This is a genomic window from Kitasatospora sp. NPDC001660, from assembly GCF_053596725.1.
Genome location: NZ_JBSFGU010000047.1, coordinates 1 through 18,100, shown reverse-complemented (window position 1 = coordinate 18,100; position 18,100 = coordinate 1). Strand labels below are relative to the sequence as shown.

Genomic DNA, 18,100 nt, shown 5'->3' with positions numbered 1-18,100 from the left:
GAATAGCCTGCGCGAACCCGGGCATCCCCTACTGCAGGGGGTGCCGCCCATGCGCGTGATCCACGAGATGAAGTTCGTCGCCCGGCTGGCATCGGGCGCCGACGAATGGTCCTGCCCCACCTGCGGACGCCGCGTCACCCTGCGGCGCCTGCCCGATCCCGAACTGACCGTCCTCGACCCGGGCGACGAGTCCGCCGTGCACGTCGGCGTCATCGAGCCGGACGCCCGGGCCGCCGCTGCGGCCGCCGAGAAGTACGGCCTCGGCCCGATCCAGGAGATCCCCCGTCCGCCGGCGCCCGCCGGTCCCACCGTGCCCGACGCCGCCGACCGCCGCTGGCTGGCCGAGATCGGCATCGACTGGGACGGCGACGCCGCCGCCTGAGGCCCGCGGCCTGCGAGAGCCCCGTTCCGGCACTGCCGGACGGGCGCTTCGGCGTGCCTGGAGGCGGGTTTCGGCCGCTGCTGCTCCGATGGATCCAGGGTCTGGTCGCGGGCGGGATGTTTGGATATATTCAGCCGAACCAAGCCTGAATGAATCCATCCGCAGGGAGGCCGGGACATGGTGCAGCAGCAGACGAGCGGGCCGCGCGAAGTGCGCGCGGCGCGCGGGACGGGGCTCACGACGCAGGGGTGGCAGCAGGAGGCTGCCCTGCGGATGCTCATGAACAACCTCGACCCGGAGGTCGCCGAGCACCCGTCGAAGCTGGTGGTCTACGGCGGCACCGGCAAGGCGGCACGTGACTGGCGCTCGTTCGACGCCATGGTGAAGACCCTCCAGGGCCTGAAGCAGGACGAGACCATGCTGGTCCAGTCCGGGCGGCCGGTCGGCGTCATGCAGACCCACGAGTGGGCGCCGCGCGTGCTGATCGCCAACTCCAACCTGGTCGGCGACTGGGCCAACTGGGAGGAGTTCCGCCGGCTGGAGAGCCTCGGGCTCACCATGTACGGGCAGATGACCGCCGGCTCGTGGATCTACATCGGCACCCAGGGCATCCTCCAGGGCACGTACGAGACCTTCGCGGCCGTCGCCAACAAGCGCTTCAACGGGTCGCTGGAGGGCACCATCACCCTCACCGCCGGCCTCGGCGGGATGGGCGGCGCCCAGCCGCTGGCCGTCACCATGAACGGCGGCGTCGCGATCTGCATCGACTGCGACCCGTCCCGGATCTCCCGCCGGATCGAGCACCGCTACCTGGACGTCGAGGCCAAGGACCTCTCCCACGCGCTGGAGCTCGCCACCGCCGCCCGCGACAAGAAGCAGCCGCTGTCCATCGGCGTGCTGGGCAACGCCGCCGCGCTCGTCCCGCAGCTGCTCGCGATGGACGCGCCGATCGACATCGTCACCGACCAGACCAGCGCCCACGACCCGCTGAGCTACCTGCCGATCGGTGTCGCGTTCGAGGACATGGCGCACTACGCGGCCGCCAAGCCCGCCGAGTTCACCCAGCGCTCGCGCGAGTCGATGGCCAGGCACGTCGAGGCGATGGTCGGCTTCCAGGACCGCGGCGCCGAGGTCTTCGACTACGGCAACTCGATCCGCGGCGAGGCCCAGCTGGCCGGCTACGACCGGGCGTTCGCCTTCCCCGGCTTCGTCCCCGCGTACATCCGCCCGCTGTTCTGCGAGGGCAAGGGCCCGTTCCGCTGGGCGGCGCTGTCCGGCGACCCGCAGGACATCCACAAGACCGACAAGGCCGTCCTCGACCTCTTCCCGGAGAACGAGTCGCTGGCCCGCTGGATCAAGATGGCCCAGGAGAAGGTGCACTTCCAGGGCCTGCCCGCGCGCATCTGCTGGCTCGGCTACGGCGAGCGCGACAAGGCCGGCGAGCGGTTCAACGACATGGTCGCCTCCGGCGAGCTGTCCGCGCCGATCGTCATCGGCCGCGACCACCTGGACTGCGGCTCGGTGGCCTCCCCGTACCGGGAGACCGAGGCGATGCTCGACGGCTCGGACGCGATCGCCGACTGGCCGCTGCTCAACGCCATGGTCAACGTCGCCTCCGGCGCGTCCTGGGTCTCCATCCACCACGGCGGCGGCGTCGGCATCGGCCGCTCGATCCACGCCGGCCAGGTCACCGTCGCCGACGGCACCGCGCTGGCCGGGGAGAAGATCCGCCGGGTGCTCACCAACGACCCGGGCATGGGCGTCATCCGCCACGTGGACGCCGGGTACGACCGCGCCGACGAGGTCGCCGCCGAGCGTGGCGTGCGCATTCCGATGGGCGAGCTGTGAGTTTCGAAGAGATGTGGGCGGAGCTGCTCCCCGTGGGCCGCTCCGCCGCCTCGGGCGGCTACCGCCGCTTCGCGTGGAACTCCGCCGACGCCGAGTGCCGGGCCTGGTTCGAGCAGCAGGCCCGGGACCGCGGCCTGACCTACGAGCTGGACCGCAACGGCAACCAGTGGGCCTGGCTGGGCGATCCGGCCGGGGACGGCGCGATCGTCACCGGCTCGCACCTGGACTCCGTCCCCGACGGCGGCGCCTTCGACGGCCCGCTCGGCGTCGTCTCCTCCTTCGCCGCCCTGGACGAACTCCGCGGCCGGGGAGCCGAGTTCACCCGCCCGCTGGCGATCGTCAACTTCGGCGACGAGGAGGGCGCCCGGTTCGGCGTCGCCTGCATCGGCTCCCGGCTGACGGCCGGCCTGCTGGACCGCGACGCCGCGTACGCGCTGCGCGACGGCGACGGCGTCCGGCTGCCCGACGCGATGGAGCGGGCCGGGTACGACCCCACCGCGATCGGCGCGGACGACGGCCGGCTGGCCCGGATCGGCGCCTTCGTCGAGCTCCACGTCGAGCAGGGCCGCTACCTCGCCGAGGACCAGCCGGTCGGCGTGGCCGGGGCGATCTGGCCGCACGGCCGCTGGCGGTTCGACTTCCACGGCGAGGCCAACCACGCCGGGACCACCCGCATCGAGGACCGCCGCGACCCGATGCTCACCTACGCCAACACCGTGCTCTCCGCCCGGAAGAAGGCGCGGGAGGCGGGCGCCCTCGCCACCTTCGGCAAGGTCGCGGTCGAGCCCAACGGCACCAACGCGATCGCCTCCCTGGTCCGCGGCTGGCTCGACTCCCGGGCCGCCGACGAGCGCACGCTCACCGCGCTGGTCGCCGAGATCGAGCGGGCCGCCGCCGAGCGCGGCGAGCGCGACGGCGTCCGGGTCGAGCTCACCCGCGAGTCGTACACGCCGGTGGTGGAGTTCGACGGCCCGCTGCGCGACCGCCTCGCCAAGCTGCTGAACGCCCCGGTGCTGCCCACCGGCGCGGGACACGACGCCGGGATCCTGGCGTCCGCGATCCCGACCGCCATGCTGTTCGTGCGGAACCCGACCGGCGTCTCGCACTCCCCGGCCGAGCACTCCGAGCTGCCCGACTGCCTCGCCGGGGTCGCCGCCCTGGCCGACGTACTGGAGGACCTGGCGTGCCGGTGATCGAACCAGTGACTTACTGGGCGCAGTACGCCTGGCTGCCGCACTCCAACGGGCCGGCGGTCGAGCGGGACGTGCTGATCGCCACCGGCCCCGGCGGCCGGATCGAGCGGGTCGTGCCGGACAGCGGGCCGTGCCCGGCCGGTGTCGTCCGCCTCGAAGGGCTGCTCGTGCCCGGCCAGGCCAACGCGCACTCGCACGCCTTCCACCGGGCGCTGCGCGGCAGCGTCCAGGTCGGCTCCGGCACCTTCTGGACCTGGCGCGACACCATGTACAGGTTCGCCGGGGCGCTCGACCCGGACGCCTACCTGGAGCTCGCCACCGCCGTCTACGCCGAGATGGCGCTCGCCGGGATCACCGCCGTAGGCGAGTTCCACTACCTGCACCACGCGCCCGGCGGCGCCCGCTACGACGACCCCAACGCGATGGGCGAGGCGCTGATCGAGGCCGCCGCCCGGGCCGGCATCCGGATCACCCTGCTCGACACCTGCTACCTGTCCTCCGGCTTCGGCGCCGAACCGACCGGGCCGCAGCTGCGGTTCAGCGACGGCGACGCCGAGGCGTGGGCGGCGCGGGCGGACGCGCTCAAGCCGCGCGAGCACGCCCGGATCGGCGCCGCCATCCACTCGGTGCGGGCCGTCCCCGCCGAGCAGTTGGGCACCGTCGCGCGGTGGTCCGAGCTGCGCGGGGCTCCGCTGCACGTCCACCTGTCCGAGCAGACCGCCGAGAACGACGCCTGCCTCGCCGCGCACGGCGTCACCCCGACCCGGCTGCTCGCCGACCACGGCGCGCTCGGGCCGCGCACCTCGGCCGTCCACGCGACCCACCTCACCGACGAGGACGTCCGCCTCCTCGCCGAAAGCTCCACCACCATCTGCATGTGCCCCACCACCGAGCGGGACCTCGCGGACGGCATCGGCCCGGCCCGCCGGCTCGCCTCGGCCGGGTGCCCGATCAGCCTCGGCAGCGACAGCCACGCCGTCATCGACCCGTTCGAGGAGGCGCGCGCCCTGGAGCTGGACGAGCGGCTGCGGACCCGGACCCGCGGGCACTGGACGGCGAACGCGCTGCTGCGGGCCGGGACGGAGGACGGGCACGCCTCGCTCGGCTGGCCGGAGGCCGGACGGATCGAGGCCGGCGCGCTCGCCGACTTCACCGTGATCGCCCTCGACTCGGTGCGCACCAGCGGGCCGCCGCCCGGGCTGGGCGCCGAGATCGCCGTCTTCGCGGCCTCGGCGGCGGACGTCCGGCACGTGGTGGTCGGCGGCCGGCACGTCGTCGAGGACGGCGTGCACCGGCTCGTCCCGGACGTCCCGGGCGCGCTGCGGGCCTCGATCGGCGCGCTGAGCTGCTGATTCGTTCCTACAACTCCGTTCGGAAGGCGTCGTCTTGAGCACCCTGATCACCGGCATCGGCAGTCTGGTCACCAACGACCCCGGGCAGGGCACCGGGCCGCTCGGCCTGCTGACCGACGCGGCCGTGGTGCTGGACGGCGCCACCGTCGCCTGGGTCGGCCCGGCCGCCGGGGCGCCCGCGGCCGACGAGCGCTTCGACGCGGCCGGGCGGGCCCTGCTGCCCGGCTTCGTCGATTCGCACGCCCACCTGGTGTTCGCGGGCGACCGCACCGCCGAGTTCAACGCCCGGATGTCCGGCCAGTCCTACACCGCGGGCGGGATCCGGACCACGGTGGCGGCCACCCGGGCCGCGACCGACGCCGAACTCGACGCCAACGTGGCCCGGTTCGTCGGGGAGGCGCTGCGGCAGGGCACCACGACCGTCGAGTGCAAGTCCGGGTACGGGCTGACGGTGGCCGACGAGGCCCGCGCGCTGCGGATCGCCGCGCAGTACACGCCGGAGACCACGTACCTGGGCGCGCACGTCGTGGCGCCCGAGTACGCGGAGGACCCGGGGGCGTACGTCGACCTCGTCACCGGGGAGATGCTGGACGCCTGCGCCCCGTACGCCCGGTGGGTGGACGTGTTCTGCGAGAAGGGCGCGTTCGACGGGGACCAGGCGCGGGCGATCCTGAACGCCGGCATCGAGCGCGGGCTGACCCCCCGGGTGCACGCCAACCAGCTGTCGTACGGGCCGGGCGTGCAGCTGGCGGTCGAGCTGGGGGCGGCCTCGGCGGACCACTGCACCCACCTGACGGACGAGGACGTGGCGGCGCTGGCCGGCTCGGGGACGGTGGCGACGCTGCTGCCGGGGGCGGAGTTCTCGACGCGCGCGCCGTACCCGGACGCGCGGCGGCTGCTCGACGCGGGGGCGGTCGTGGCCCTGTCCACGGACTGCAACCCGGGCTCCAGCTTCACGAGTTCGATGGCGTTCTGCATCGCGGTCGCGGTGCGCGAGATGGGGATGACGCCGGACGAGGCGGTCTGGGCGGCGACGGCGGGCGGGGCGCACGCGCTGCGGCGCGGCGACGTCGGCGTGGTCGAGGTCGGGGCGCGGGCGGACCTGCTGCTGCTGGACGCGCCGTCGCACGTGCACCTGGCCTACCGGCCGGGGGTGCCGCTGACGGCGGCGGTGTGGCGGGCGGGGGTTCGCCAGGCCTGAGCCTGCGAGAGCTGGAGGCCCCCGCGCCCCCGGGGTGGCGGGCGCGGGGGCCTCCGTTTTCACCTGATGCCCAACGAGCGCTTCAGGAAGCCGAGTTCGTGCTGCAGCAGATTCGCTGCCACGGTCTCGTCGCTGGGGGAGTGCGTCGTGTTGCTCAGCGGGAGCACCTCGTGGGGGCGGCCTGCGGCGAGGAGGGCGCTGGAGAGGCGCAGGGTGTGGACGGGGAGGACGTTGTCGTCCGCGAGGCCCTGGATCAGCAGCAGGGGGCGGCGCAGGTTCGGGGCGTCGGCGATCAGCGAGCCGGAGTCGTAGTGCTCGGGGTGTTCGTCGGGGTGGCCGAGGAAGCGCTCCTGCCAGTGGGTGGAGTAGAGCCGCTGCTCGGTGGGGGCGGCCCCGGCCGACGCCGCGTGGAAGACGTCCGGGCGGCGCAGGACGGCGAGTGCGGAGAGGTAGCCGCCGTAGGACCAGCCGCGGATGGCGACCCGGCCGAGGTCGAGCACGCCGGGGCGCAGCCTGGCGGCCTCGTGCAGGCCGTCGACCTGGTCCGCGAGGGCCGGTCCGGCCTTGTCGCCGTAGATCGTCCTGCTCCAGCGCGGCCCGCGGCCCGGTGTGCCGCGGCCGTCGACGGCGAGCACCGCGAAGCCCTGCTCGGCGAACCAGCGCGAGACGAGGTCCCACCAGAGGCCGCCGGTGCCGACCTTCCGGGTGGCCGGACCGCCGTACGGGTCGACGAGGACGGGCAGCGGGCCGTCCTCGGGGCGGTACCCGGTGGGCAGGTAGAGCGCGGCGCGCATCTCGCGCGGGCCGAGGCGGAGCAGCTCGGGCTCGGCGGCGAGCACGGGCGACTCGGCGTGCGAGGTGAGCTCCACGGCGTCGCGCCCCTCCGCCAGGACGGTGGTGCGCCCGGCGGGGTGGCCCTCGGAGCGGGTGGTGACGACCAGCGTGCCGCCGCGGCGGGCGCCGGTGTGCATGCCCGGCCCCTCGCTCAACTTGCGTGTGCCGGCGCCCGGTTCGTAGCTCCAGAGGTGGGTCTCGGTGGGCTCGTCGACGGCGGTGAACAGGATCCGCTCGCCCTCCGTCCCGAGCACCTCCCACAGCTGGAGCCCGGGCGGGGTGACGGGCTCGCCGTCCACGGTGAGGTGCTGGGTGTCGCCGTGGACGGCGGTGTCGACGAGTGCCCCGGAGGCGGTGCGCGCGGGCAGCCCGGGGACGAGTTCGACCCAGTGGTCGTCGCGCTGTTCGCCGAGCACCCGGACAGCGCCGTCGGGCTCGATCGCGAGCGTGCGGACGGTGCGCTGGTCGCGGCTCTGGACGGAGGCGTACGGGCCGTGCCCGTCCCAGCCGGCGGCGGTGACGTACTCGAACGCGGCCCGGTCCCAGCGGACTTCGGTGCGCGAGCCGGTGAGGTCGAGCAGCCACAGCGACACGTCGGCGTTGGCGGTGCCGGCGAGCGGGTAGCGGATGGCGCGCGGGGGCCGGGCGGGGTCGGCCGGGTCGGCGAGGTGCAGGCGGGTGACCGGGCGCTGGTCGACGCGGGCGACGAGCAGCGCGGCGCCGTCGGGGGACCACCAGTGGGCGCGGGAGCGGTGCATCTCCTCGGTGGCGACGTGCTCGGCGATGCCGTACGTCACGTCCTCGGCCTCGGGTTCGGCGAGCGCGCGGTCGTCGGTGCCGTCGACGGAGACCACCCGCAGGGCGCCGCCGCCGGCGTAGGCGATCCGGCGGCCGGTGGGGTCGAGGCGCGGGTCGTACACCTCGGTGGCGGTGGGGACGGCGCGGACGGTGCCCGCCACGGTGTCGGCGAGCCAGAGGTGGCCGCCGAGCGCGAAGGCGGCGAGCCGGCCGGTGGCGTCGGTGGCGAAGGCGGTGATGCCGGAGGCGGCCACCCGGGCCCGCTCGCGCCGGATCCGCTCGGCCTCGGGGAGGTCGCCGTCGTCGCCGCCGAGCGTGGCCGGGTCGGCGATCAGCCGTTCCTCGCCGGTGGCGGTGTCGAGCGCCCAGAGGCGGTTGACCGGGTCGGCGCCGCCGCGGCTGCGGACGAACAGGACGGTGGCGCCGTCGGCGGTGATCACGGGGTGGGTGGGGGTGCCCAGCGCGAAGCGGCGGGTGCGGGCGAGTTGGCGGGGGAGCGCGTCGGTCGGCATGTTCGGCACCATATGCACACTCCGCGCCACCCGGTCGAGTGGTTTACGGGCCGGGGAGCGCCGCGTCCGGAAAAGCGGCCGGGGCCGGCGTGGATTCCAGGAATCCACACCGGCCCCGGCCGGGTCGGGCGCGTGTCAGTGCACGTCGCCCATGAGCGCGTTGACACGCTTGCGGTACATCGCCAGGGCGACACCCGCGATCAGGGCCATCACACCCTGGACCGCGAAGTACCAGGTGCCGCCGACCACCTTGTCGCCCAGCACGAGCTGGAAGATCGCGGCGACGCAGTCACCGGCGGTGACGGCGAGGAACCAGACGCCCATCATCTGGCTGGCGTACTTGGTGGGCGCCAGCTTGGTGGTGACGGACAGGCCGACGGGGGAGAGCGTGAGCTCACCGACGGTCTGGACCAGGTAGACCATGGCCAGCCACAGCGGGGTGACCTTGGTGTCGCCGGAGGCGGCGGCCATCGCCAGCATCATGACGATGAAGGACGCGCCGATCATCAGCAGACCGATGGCGAACTTCATGGTGGTGCTGGGGTTCTTGGCCTTGCGGGACAGGACCACCCAGAACCAGGCGAAGACCGGGGCCAGCGCCATGATGTACAGCGGGTTGAGCGACTGGAACCAGCTGGACGGGAAGTTGAACCCGAACAGCGTGGACGCGGTGTGCTCGTCGGCGAAGACGTTCAGCGTCGAGCCGGACTGGTCGTAGATCATCCAGAACACGGCGGCGGCGACGAAGAACCAGATGTAGCCGCTCATCTTGGACTGCTCGGCGGCGTCGAGGTCCTTGTCGCGCTTCACCTTGCTGAAGACCAGCACCGGGATCGCGAGGCCCGCGATGGACAGCGGCCAGATCGCCCAGTTGATGGTGAAGTGGCCGGTGGCGCCGACGACGGCGTAGAAGACCACGGCGACGGCGAGCCAGATGCCGGCCTTGGCGAAGATCTTCCGCTTCTCGGCCGGGTCGATCGGCGAGGTGACGATGTCGCTCTTCGGGCTCAGGTGGCGGGTGCCCAGCAGGAACTGGCCGAGGCCGAGCGCCATGCCGACACCGGCCAGGGCGAAGCCCAGGTGCCAGTCGACCTTCTGGCCGACGGTGCCGATGACCAGCGGAGCCAGGAAGGCACCGAGGTTGATGCCCATGTAGAAGACGGTGAAGCCACCGTCGCGGCGCGGGTCGTTCGGGCCGTCGTAGAGGTGGCCGACCATCGTCGAGATGTTGGCCTTGAGCAGACCGGAGCCGATCGCGATGAAGGCCAGACCGGCGAAGAACGCGCCGCTGAACGGCACGGCCAGCAGGAAGTGGCCGATCATGATGATCGTGCCGCCGACCGCGACGGTCTTGCGAGCGCCGAGGAATCGGTCGGCGATCCAGCCGCCCGGAAGGGCCAGCAGGTAGACCATGGCCGTGTACACGCTGTACACGGCCGCGGCGACTGCCGTCTTCATCGCGAGGCCGCCGTCCGCGACGGAGGCGGTCATGTAGAGCACCAGCAGGGCGCGCATGCCGTAGTAGCTGAAGCGCTCCCACATCTCGCTCATGAAGAGAGTGGCGAGCCCTCGGGGGTGACCGAGGAAGGTCTTGCCGCTGGGGGAGGCCGACGTGACGCCGGCGTCCTGGAGCGTAGACGCCATGAGTAGTGGTTCCTTGCCTGACAGCGTCCGCCTAGGGGGGTGGCGGCGGACGTGGACGGAACCACTGTACGTGGCCATATTTGGCGTTATCAGATGACAAAAGACGCGTATCAGGTATGGGAATGGTAAAGGCCGTGACCGGCCCGACCGCTTGTTCCATGGTAGAGGCGGATATCTTCCTTCGGATTCAAGCCGCAGGAGGGGAATCTTCGCCGAACGGCCGGTCGGCAACGCTCCGTTGAGACCTTGGAAGTCCTTGTATAACGATCACGCTCTGTGAACCACCTCACAGGGCCATCGGGTGGGGTGCGGCGGACTACCATCACCACATGACCTGTGTGCTGCTTGCCGAGGACGATCCGGCGATCTCCGAACCGCTGGCCCGGGCCCTGCGCCGCGAGGGCTACGAGGTGCTCGTCCGCGAGGACGGTCCCACCGCACTCGCCGCCGGCCTCACCGAGGAGGTCGACCTCGTCGTCCTCGACCTCGGCCTGCCCGAGATGGACGGCCTTGAGGTCTGCCGCCGCCTGCGCGCCGACGGCAAGAGCTGCCCCGTCCTGGTGCTCACCGCGCGCGCGGACGAGGTGGACACCGTCGTCGGGCTCGACGCCGGCGCCGACGACTACGTCACCAAGCCCTTCCGCCTGGCCGAGCTGCTCGCCCGCGTCCGGGCCCTGCTCCGGCGCGGCAACGTCGACCAGCTCACCACCGGTGCGCACGGCGTGAAGATCGACATCGAGTCGCACCGCGCCTGGCTCGGCGAGGAGGAGCTCACGCTCTCCGCCAAGGAGTTCGAGCTGCTGCGCGTGCTCGTCCGGGACGCCGGCCGGGTGGTCACCCGCGAGGAGATCATGCGGCAGGTCTGGGACACCACCTGGTGGACCTCCACCAAGACCCTGGACATGCACATCTCCTGGCTGCGCAAGAAGCTCGGCGACGACGCCGCCAACCCGCGCTACATCGCCACCGTGCGCGGAGTGGGCTTCCGGTTCGAGAAGAATTAGCCCCGTACGGAGAGCGTGGCCGGAACACGGCCCATGAAGCGGAACACCTCGGGGAGCGGCAGCGTGAAACGCCGGATGATCAACTCGCTGCTGGGCGTCGTCCTGGTGGTCGTCGTGGTGTTCTGCGTGCCGCTCGCCCTGGTCGAGAAGCGGACCATCGTCAACTCGGCCCAGGACCGGACGGACGCCGCCGCCGTCCGGGTGTTCGGGCTCGTGGAGAACCGGCTCGCGAACCAGGAGCCGGTCAACGCGCGGTCCTTCGACAACCAGGTCGCCGAGGGCAGCTACGTCGAGGTGCAGATCCCCGGTCAGGCGGTGGTCTCGGCCGGCGTGCGCCCGGCCGGGGACCACCTGCTGAAGGCCGTCGAGCGCGGCAACAACGGCGAGACCGTCACCGTCGAGCAGTCCCGCGAGGACGTCGACCACGAGATCGCCAACATGCTGCTGCTGCTCGGCGTCGTCGCGCTGCTCGCCGTCCAGGCCGCCGTCGCGCTCGCCGTCTGGCAGGCCAAGCGGCTCGCCCGGCCGCTCACCGACCTCGCCGAGACCGCCGAGCGGCTCGGCTCCGGCGACCCGCGCCCGCGCGACCGCCGCTACGGCGTGCCCGAGCTCGACCGGGTCGCCGAGGTGCTGGACGTCAGCGCCGAGCGGATCGCCCGCATGCTCACCGCCGAGCGCCGGCTCGCCGCCGACGCCTCGCACCAGCTGCGCACCCCGCTCACCGCGCTGTCCATGCGGCTGGAGGAGATCACCGCCCTCGCCGAGGACCCGGAGACCGTCAAGGAGGAGGCGACCATCGCCCTCCAGCAGGTCGAGCGGCTCACCGACGTCGTCCAGCGGCTGCTCACCACCCAGCGCGACCCGCGCAGCCCCACCGCGGTCGCCTTCGAGCTGGACGAGGTGATCAAGCAGCAGGTCGAGGAGTGGGGCCCGACCCTGCGCGAGAAGGGCCGGGTGCTCTCCCTGGAGGGCCTGCACGGCGTCATCGCCGTCGGCACCCCGGGCACGGTCGCCCAGGTGCTCGCCACACTGATCGAGAACTCGCTGATGCACGGCGCCGGAACGATCACCCTGCGGGTGCGCCCGTCCGGCACCTCGGTCGTGGTCGAGGTGCAGGACCAGGGCGCCGGAGTGCCGCCGGAGCTGGGCAACCGGGTCTTCGAGCGCGCGGTCAGCGGCCGCAACTCGACCGGGATCGGACTGGCCGTCGCCCGCGACCTCGCGGAGGCGGACGGCGGCCGGCTCGAACTGCTCTCGCTGCGGCCGCCGGTGTTCGCGCTCTTCCTCGGCCGCAGCCACGGCGACGACTAGGCCCTGTCCTCGGCCCGGCTGGCACGCCGAGCCGGCGCATCAGGCCCGTCACGTCCCGGCGAGGGGAGGACGCGCGTCGGGCCCGCGAGCAGGGTGCTCGCGGGCCCGACGGCGGAAGCGGGAGGGGGCCTACTCGGCCTTGGCGTACCGGATCTCCTCGGCGGCCAGCATCAGCTCGGCCTGGGCGGCCAGCTCCTCGGCCCGGTCCGCCGACTCCTCGGGCAGGGCCTTGAACACCCAGGTCCGGTACGAGACGAAGCGGAACACCGTGCCCAGGGCGAGGCCGACCAGCTTGGCGGCCACCTGCTCCAGGTGCGAGTCCAGGCCGAGCACGTACACCGAGAAGCCGAGCACGCCGGTCTCGATCAGCATGCCGATGCCGCTGAACAGCAGGAACAGGGTGATCTCCCGCTTGCGGGAGGCGGCGTCGCGGTCCCGGTACAGCCAGTAGCGGTAGCCGAGGTAGTTGGTGGCGATGGCGACCAGCGTCGCGGCGATGTTCGAGCGCAGGGAGGCCAGGTGCAGGCCGTTGATGCAGACCCAGAACACCAGGAAGTTGACCACCACGCCGCTCAGGCCGACGATGCCGAACTTCACGGCTTCACCCGAGAGTCCACGCAGTTTCTGCGCGAGTGTGGAACTCGGAGCTGCGGACGTCGCCATACCGGGCTGCCTCCATGTGCCTGCGGTCGAAGGGCGGTGCGTCAGGACGGGGCCCGCCCCTTGTGCCCTGCGTGCACGCACATGATCGGACTGCGTAAACCAGGACCTGGCCGACCAGGCTACCCGCTTCCGCCGAACGGCTCAGCCCCCTGCGCCCCCGGTTGACATCTACGCGCGTCTACCCCAAATGCCCGCTCCGCCTTGGTACCAGCGGCTCCATCGCCCCCGACCGGCCCGGATATCCTGGCGGGGTGACTTCCCCGGGCAAGATTAATTTTCCAGTGGTGGGCATGATCGGCGGCGGGCAGTTGGCCCGCATGGCACACCAGGCGGGCATCCCGCTCGGGGTCAGGTTCAAGCTCCTCGCCGACACCCCCCAGGACTCCGCCGCGCAGGTCGTCTCCGACGTCGTGCTCGGCGACTACCGCGACCTCGACACGCTGCGCCGCTTCGCGGCCGGCTGCGACGTGATCACCTTCGACCACGAGCACGTCCCGACCGAGCACCTGCGGGCCCTGGAGGCCGACGGCATCGCCGTCCGCCCCGGCCCGGACGCACTGGTCAACGCCCAGGACAAGGGCGTCATGCGGGCCAGGCTCGACGCCATCGGCGTGCCCTGCCCGCGGCACCGGATCGTCGCCGACCCGGCCGACGTGACGGCCTTCGCCGACGAGGGCGCGGGCTACCCCGTCGTCCTGAAGACCGTCCGCGGCGGCTACGACGGCAAGGGAGTCTGGGTCGTCGACGACGAGCAGGAGGCCCACGCGCCGTTCCTGGCGGGCGTGCCGGTGCTGGCCGAGGAGAAGGTCGACTTCGTCCGCGAGCTGGCGGCCGACGTGGTCCGCGCGCCCAGCGGCCAGGCCGTCGCCTACCCGGTCGTCGAGAGCGTCCAGGAGGACGGCATCTGCGCCGAGGTCATCGCCCCCGCGCCGGACCTCGACCCGGCCCTGTCCGACGAGGCCCAGCAGCTCGCCCTGCGCATCGCCGGCGAGCTCGGCATCACCGGCCACCTCGCCGTCGAGCTGTTCCAGACCCGGGACGGCCGGATCCTCGTCAACGAACTGGCCATGCGCCCGCACAACTCCGGCCACTGGAGCCAGGACGGCGCCGTCACCTCGCAGTTCGAGAACCACCTGCGGGCCGTCCTCGACCTTCCGCTCGGCGACCCCCGGCCGCGCGCCAGGTGGACCGTCATGGTCAACGTCCTCGGCGGCGACTACCCGGACATGTACCACGCCTTCCTGCACTGCATGGCCCGTGACCCGGGCCTGCGCATCCACATGTACGGGAAGGACGTGAAGCCCGGCCGCAAGGTCGGCCACGTCAACGTCTTCGGGGACGACCTCGACGACGTCCGCGAGCGCGCCCGTCACGCGGCCGCCTACCTGCGAGGAACGATCACCGAATGACATCTCCGGCCCACCCGTCGCCCGGCCACCACCCCTCTTCGGGCGCTGACGCGCACCCCCTTGTCGGCATCGTCATGGGCTCGGACTCCGACTGGCCCGTCATGGAGGCCGCCGCCCAGGCCCTCGACGAGTTCGAGATCCGCTACGAGGTCGACGTCGTCTCCGCCCACCGGATGCCGCGCGAGATGGTCGCCTACGGCGAGAACGCGCACAGGCGCGGGCTGAAGGCGATCATCGCGGGCGCCGGCGGCGCCGCGCACCTGCCGGGCATGCTCGCCTCCGTCACGCCGCTGCCGGTCATCGGCGTGCCGGTGCCGCTGCGCTACCTGGACGGCATGGACAGCCTGCTGTCGATCGTCCAGATGCCGGCCGGCGTGCCGGTCGCGACCGTCTCGGTGGCCGGCGCGCGCAACGCGGGCCTGCTCGCCGTGCGCATGCTCGCCGCGTTCGACCCCGAACTGACCGAGCGGATGACCGACTTCCAGGCCGAGCTCAACAACCAGGCCACCGAGAAGGGCAGGAAGCTCCGCGCCAAGGTGGCCGGTTCCACCTCCTTCGGCTTCGGCAAGTAGGGGCGTCGGGCGGTCCTGCGGCCGGTCTCGGGTAGAACAGGTCGCATGACCTCTGAGCTGGACCCCCCGAAACCGGCCGCAGGCCCGCTGGACCGCGCCCGGGCCCTCCTGCGCACCGCCCCCGTCGTGGACGGCCACAACGACCTCCCCTGGGCGATGCGCGAACAGGCCGGGTACGACCTCGGCGCGGTCGACCTCGCCGCCGACCAGAGCGACCGCCTGCACACCGACCTCGCCCGCCTCGCGGAGGGCGGGGTCGGCGCGCAGTTCTGGTCCGTCTACGTGCCCACCCGGCTGGCCGGCGACCACGCCGTGAGCGCCACGCTGGAGCAGATCGACTTCGTCCACGCCCTCGTCGCGCGCTACCCCGACCGGCTCCGCCTCGCCCGTACCGCCGACGACATCGAGGCGGCCCGCGCCGAGGGCCGGATCGCGTCCCTGATGGGCGCCGAGGGCGGCCACTCCATCGACTGCTCGCTCGCCACCCTGCGGGCCCTGTACGAGCTCGGCGTCCGCTACCTGACGCTCACCCACAACGACAACGTGCCGTGGGCCGACTCCGCGACCGACAAGCCGGTGGCCGGCGGGCTCACCCGCTTCGGCGAGGAGGTCGTCCGGGAGATGAACCGGCTCGGCATGCTGGTCGACCTCTCGCACGTCTCCGCCGACACCATGCGCGACGCCCTGCGGGTCACCGAGGCGCCCGTCGTCTTCTCGCACTCGTCGTCCCGCGCGGTCTGCGACCACCCGCGCAACGTCCCGGACGACGTCCTCGCGCAGCTGCCCGGCAACGGCGGCGTGGCGATGGCCACCTTCGTGCCCAAGTTCATCCACGCCGAGGCCGCCGAGTGGACCCTGCGGGCGGACGAGAACATGCGCGCCCACGGACTCCACCCGCTGGACACCACCCCCGCGGGGATGGCCCGCCAGCGCGCCTTCGAGGCCGCCCACCCGCGGCCCGTCACCACCGCGGCCACCGTCGCCGACCACCTCGACCACATGCGCGAGGTCGCCGGGATCGACCACATCGGCATCGGCGGCGACTTCGACGGCACCGCCTTCCTGCCCGACGGCCTCGGTTCGGTGGCCGGCTACCCCAACCTGGTCGCCGAACTCCTGCGCCGCCACTGGTCGGAGGCCGACCTGGCCAAGCTCACCTGGCACAACGCCGTCCGCGTCCTGCGTGACGCCGAGTCCGCCGCCGCGTCGCTGCGGGCGCTGCGGCGCCCGTCCATCGCGACCATCGCGCAGCTGGACGGCACCACCGGGGGCTGAGCCGTCAGCCGAGCAGGGGGAACTCGATGGCGGGGCAGCGGTCCATGACCATCGGGACCCCGGCCGCCGTGGTGCGCTCGTACGCGGCCTCGTCGACCACGCCGAGCTGGAACCAGACCGCCTTCGCCCCGACCGCCACCGCCTGGTCGGCCACCTCGCCGGCCAGGGCGCTGTTCACGAACACATCCACCACGTCGACCGGGAACGGGATCTCGGCGAGCGAGGCGTAGCCGGGCTCGCCGAGGACCGTCTCGGCCTTCGGGTGGACGGGCACGATCCGCTTGCCGTAGCGCTGGAGCACCTGCGCGACCCCGTACGCGGCGCGGCGGGTGTTGGTGGACAGACCGACCACCGCCCAGGTGTCGCCCGCGCCGGTGAGGATGTCGCGGACCGTCGCGTCGTCGCCGTAGCTCGTCATGCCGGTTCCAACGACGCTCCGGGGTGCGGCATTCCTCAGCTCGGGCGGCCGAGGGCGCGGTACGTCCAGCCGGCGGCGCGCCAGGCGTCCGCGTCGAGGACGTTGCGGCCGTCGAGCAGGCGGCGCTCGGCGACGACGGCGCCCAGCGCGGCCGGGTCGAGGGTGCGGAACTCCTGCCACTCGGTCAGGTGGAGCACCACGTGGGCTCCCTCGGCGGCCTCCAGGGCGGAGTCGGCGTAGGCCAGGCCCGGGAACATCTTGCGGGCGTTGTCCATCGCCTTCGGGTCGTAGACGGTGACCTGGGCGCCCTGGAGCTGGATCTGGGCGGCGACGTTGAGCGCGGGGGAGTCCCGGATGTCGTCCGAGTTGGGCTTGAAGGCGGCGCCGAGCACCGCGACCCGGCGGCCCAGGAAGCCGCCGCCGCACTGCTCGCGGGCCAGCTCGACCATCCGGGAGCGGCGGCGCATGTTGATCGAGTCGACCTCGCGCAGGAAGGTCAGCGCCTGGTCGGCGCCCAGCTCGCCGGCCCGGGCCATGAACGCCCGGATGTCCTTGGGCAGGCAGCCGCCGCCGAAGCCGAGGCCGGAGTTGAGGAACTTGCCGCCGATCCGCTCGTCGTGGGCGAGTGCGGTGGAGAGCTGCGTGACGTCGGCGCCGGCCGCCTCGCAGACCTCGGCCATCGCGTTGATGAACGAGATCTTCGTGGCCAGGAAGGAGTTGGCGGCGGTCTTCACCAGCTCGGCGGTCGCGTAGTCGGTGACCATGAACGGCACCCCGGCCCCGATCGGCTCGGCGTACACCTCGCGCAGCAGCCGCTCGGCGCGCTCGCTGTGCGCGCCGACCACGATCCGGTCCGGGCGCAGGGTGTCCTGGACGGCGAAGCCCTCGCGCAGGAACTCCGGGTTCCAGGCGAGTTCGGCGTCGGCGCCGACCGGCGCAAGCGCGGCGAGCCGCTCGGCCAGCCGGCCCGCCGATCCCACCGGCACGGTGGACTTGCCGACCACCAGCGCCGGCCGCTCCAGGTGCGGCGCGAGGCCGTCGATCGCGGCGTCCACGTAGGACATGTCGGCGGCGAACTCGCCCTTGCGCTGCGGGGTGTTGACGCACACGAAGTGGACGTCGGCGAACTCGGCGACCTCCTCGACGGAGGTGGTGAAGCGCAGCCGCCCGGTGGAGCCTTCGTGCCCGGCCACGTGCTTGAGCAGCAGTTCGGACAGGCCCGGCTCGTACATCGGGACCCGGCCGGCGGTCAGTGTGGCGATCTTCTCGGGGTCGATGTCCAGACCGAGCACCTCGAAGCCGAACTCGGCCATCGCGGCCGCGTGGGTGGCGCCGAGGTAGCCGGTGCCGATCACGGAGATGCGGAGGGTCACGGGTTCCCCTTTGTGCGGACTCGACCATGAGTGGGTGCCCTGATGCTATCCGTCCTCCGGCCTCCCTCGGAGGCCGCCCGTCCGAGGCCGCCCGAGGGGCCGGAAACGCTAGGCAGCCGCAGGTCGGAGCCCTAGGATCTCTACTTAACGGTAACTAACCGGATCCTTCGATCACTGGGCGAGGCGGGCATCATGGCGGGCAGCGCAGGCGCGGCTGACTTCGATCTCTTCCGTATCTCCGAGGAGCACGAGATGCTCCGTGAGGCGGTGCGTGGGCTGGCCGAGGCGAAGATCGCGCCGTTCGCGGCGGA

General features: G+C 72.8%; 15 protein-coding genes and 1 pseudogene. 11 read left to right on the top strand and 5 right to left on the bottom strand.

Translation table 11 applies throughout. The features are described from left to right. Positions 1-49: 49 nt before the first annotated feature. From ACWCXH_RS32540 to hutI, 5 genes are all read left to right on the top strand, one after another. The gene (locus ACWCXH_RS32540; RefSeq protein WP_449805092.1) at positions 50-382 is read left to right on the top strand and encodes a hypothetical protein; all 333 of its coding nucleotides are present in this window, start codon (positions 50-52) and stop codon (positions 380-382) included. Positions 383-559: 177 nt separating this feature from the next. Continuing rightward, on the top strand, positions 560-2,230 hold the full coding sequence (hutU, locus tag ACWCXH_RS32535) for a urocanate hydratase (RefSeq protein WP_449805091.1): 1,671 nt from the start codon (positions 560-562) through the stop codon (positions 2,228-2,230). Between the two features lie 11 nt (positions 2,231-2,241). After that, on the top strand, positions 2,242-3,423 hold the full coding sequence (locus tag ACWCXH_RS32530; protein WP_449805123.1) for an allantoate amidohydrolase: 1,182 nt from the start codon (positions 2,242-2,244) through the stop codon (positions 3,421-3,423). Then, entirely contained in the window at positions 3,420-4,775 is a 1,356-nt protein-coding gene (locus ACWCXH_RS32525) for a formimidoylglutamate deiminase (protein ID WP_449805090.1), read from the top strand. Before ACWCXH_RS32530 ends, ACWCXH_RS32525 begins: the two co-directional genes overlap by 4 nt. A gap of 34 nt (positions 4,776-4,809) precedes the next feature. Next, a complete protein-coding gene (gene hutI / locus ACWCXH_RS32520; protein WP_449805089.1) occupies positions 4,810-5,976 on the top strand; it encodes an imidazolonepropionase in 1,167 nt (388 codons plus the stop codon). A 59-nt stretch (positions 5,977-6,035) separates the two neighbouring features. On the opposite strand, the gene ACWCXH_RS32515 is transcribed toward hutI, so the two are convergent. Continuing rightward, a complete protein-coding gene (locus ACWCXH_RS32515) occupies positions 6,036-8,120 on the bottom strand; it encodes a prolyl oligopeptidase family serine peptidase (protein WP_449805088.1) in 2,085 nt (694 codons plus the stop codon). 135 nt (positions 8,121-8,255) lie between these two features. Then, complete coding sequence (locus ACWCXH_RS32510; protein ID WP_449805087.1) at positions 8,256-9,764, bottom strand: peptide MFS transporter; 1,509 nt, start codon at positions 9,762-9,764, stop codon at positions 8,256-8,258. 329 nt (positions 9,765-10,093) lie between these two features. Here ACWCXH_RS32510 and ACWCXH_RS32505 point away from each other — a divergent pair, with 329 nt between their 5' ends. After that, a complete protein-coding gene (locus tag ACWCXH_RS32505) occupies positions 10,094-10,768 on the top strand; it encodes a response regulator transcription factor (RefSeq protein ID WP_030290974.1) in 675 nt (224 codons plus the stop codon). Positions 10,769-10,831: 63 nt separating this feature from the next. Next, positions 10,832-12,079: an ATP-binding protein gene (locus ACWCXH_RS32500; protein ID WP_449805086.1), complete on the top strand. Its 1,248-nt coding sequence runs from the start codon at positions 10,832-10,834 to the stop codon at positions 12,077-12,079. Positions 12,080-12,208: 129 nt separating this feature from the next. On the opposite strand, the gene ACWCXH_RS32495 is transcribed toward ACWCXH_RS32500, so the two are convergent. Beyond that, the gene (locus ACWCXH_RS32495) at positions 12,209-12,676 is read right to left on the bottom strand and encodes a GtrA family protein (protein WP_449805085.1); all 468 of its coding nucleotides are present in this window, start codon (positions 12,674-12,676) and stop codon (positions 12,209-12,211) included. 335 nt (positions 12,677-13,011) lie between these two features. Here ACWCXH_RS32495 and ACWCXH_RS32490 point away from each other — a divergent pair, with 335 nt between their 5' ends. Genes ACWCXH_RS32490 through ACWCXH_RS32480 form a run of 3 tightly spaced genes read left to right on the top strand, consistent with a single transcriptional unit; the run spans position 13,012 to position 15,998 of the window. After that, on the top strand, positions 13,012-14,151 hold the full coding sequence (locus ACWCXH_RS32490) for a 5-(carboxyamino)imidazole ribonucleotide synthase (protein ID WP_449805122.1): 1,140 nt from the start codon (positions 13,012-13,014) through the stop codon (positions 14,149-14,151). After that, positions 14,148-14,723 (top strand): 5-(carboxyamino)imidazole ribonucleotide mutase, encoded by a 576-nt coding sequence (gene purE / locus ACWCXH_RS32485; RefSeq protein ID WP_449805084.1) that lies wholly within the window; start codon positions 14,148-14,150, stop codon positions 14,721-14,723. The genes ACWCXH_RS32490 and purE overlap by 4 nt, the downstream gene beginning before the upstream one ends. Positions 14,724-14,768: 45 nt before the next feature. After that, positions 14,769-15,998, top strand: a complete 1,230-nt coding sequence (locus ACWCXH_RS32480; RefSeq protein WP_449805083.1) for a dipeptidase — start codon at positions 14,769-14,771, stop codon at positions 15,996-15,998. Between the two features lie 4 nt (positions 15,999-16,002). Here the strand turns inward: ACWCXH_RS32480 and ACWCXH_RS32475 are convergent, their stop codons facing one another. Next, on the bottom strand, positions 16,003-16,416 hold the full coding sequence (locus ACWCXH_RS32475; protein WP_449805082.1) for a CoA-binding protein: 414 nt from the start codon (positions 16,414-16,416) through the stop codon (positions 16,003-16,005). Positions 16,417-16,451: 35 nt separating this feature from the next. Further along, positions 16,452-17,789: a UDP-glucose dehydrogenase family protein gene (locus tag ACWCXH_RS32470; protein ID WP_449805081.1), complete on the bottom strand. Its 1,338-nt coding sequence runs from the start codon at positions 17,787-17,789 to the stop codon at positions 16,452-16,454. A 192-nt stretch (positions 17,790-17,981) separates the two neighbouring features. On the opposite strand from ACWCXH_RS32470, the pseudogene ACWCXH_RS32465 reads away from it, so the two are divergent. Next, a pseudogene (locus ACWCXH_RS32465) lies at positions 17,982-18,100 on the top strand (acyl-CoA dehydrogenase); the annotation flags it as partial.

Excerpts from the sequence above, each read along its gene's own strand:
- ACWCXH_RS32510 (WP_449805087.1), bottom strand. The coding sequence starts at position 9,764 with ATGGCGTCTACGCTCCAGGACGCCGGCGTCACGTCGGCCTCCCCCAGC.
- ACWCXH_RS32475 (WP_449805082.1), bottom strand. The coding sequence starts at position 16,416 with ATGACGAGCTACGGCGACGACGCGACGGTCCGCGACATCCTCACCGGC.
- ACWCXH_RS32505 (WP_030290974.1), top strand. The coding sequence starts at position 10,094 with ATGACCTGTGTGCTGCTTGCCGAGGACGATCCGGCGATCTCCGAACCG.
- ACWCXH_RS32530 (WP_449805123.1), top strand. The coding sequence starts at position 2,242 with ATGTGGGCGGAGCTGCTCCCCGTGGGCCGCTCCGCCGCCTCGGGCGGC.
- purE (WP_449805084.1), top strand. The coding sequence starts at position 14,148 with ATGACATCTCCGGCCCACCCGTCGCCCGGCCACCACCCCTCTTCGGGC.
- hutU (WP_449805091.1), top strand. The coding sequence starts at position 560 with ATGGTGCAGCAGCAGACGAGCGGGCCGCGCGAAGTGCGCGCGGCGCGC.
- ACWCXH_RS32515 (WP_449805088.1), bottom strand. The coding sequence starts at position 8,120 with ATGCCGACCGACGCGCTCCCCCGCCAACTCGCCCGCACCCGCCGCTTC.
- ACWCXH_RS32540 (WP_449805092.1), top strand. The coding sequence starts at position 50 with ATGCGCGTGATCCACGAGATGAAGTTCGTCGCCCGGCTGGCATCGGGC.
- ACWCXH_RS32480 (WP_449805083.1), top strand. The coding sequence starts at position 14,769 with ATGACCTCTGAGCTGGACCCCCCGAAACCGGCCGCAGGCCCGCTGGAC.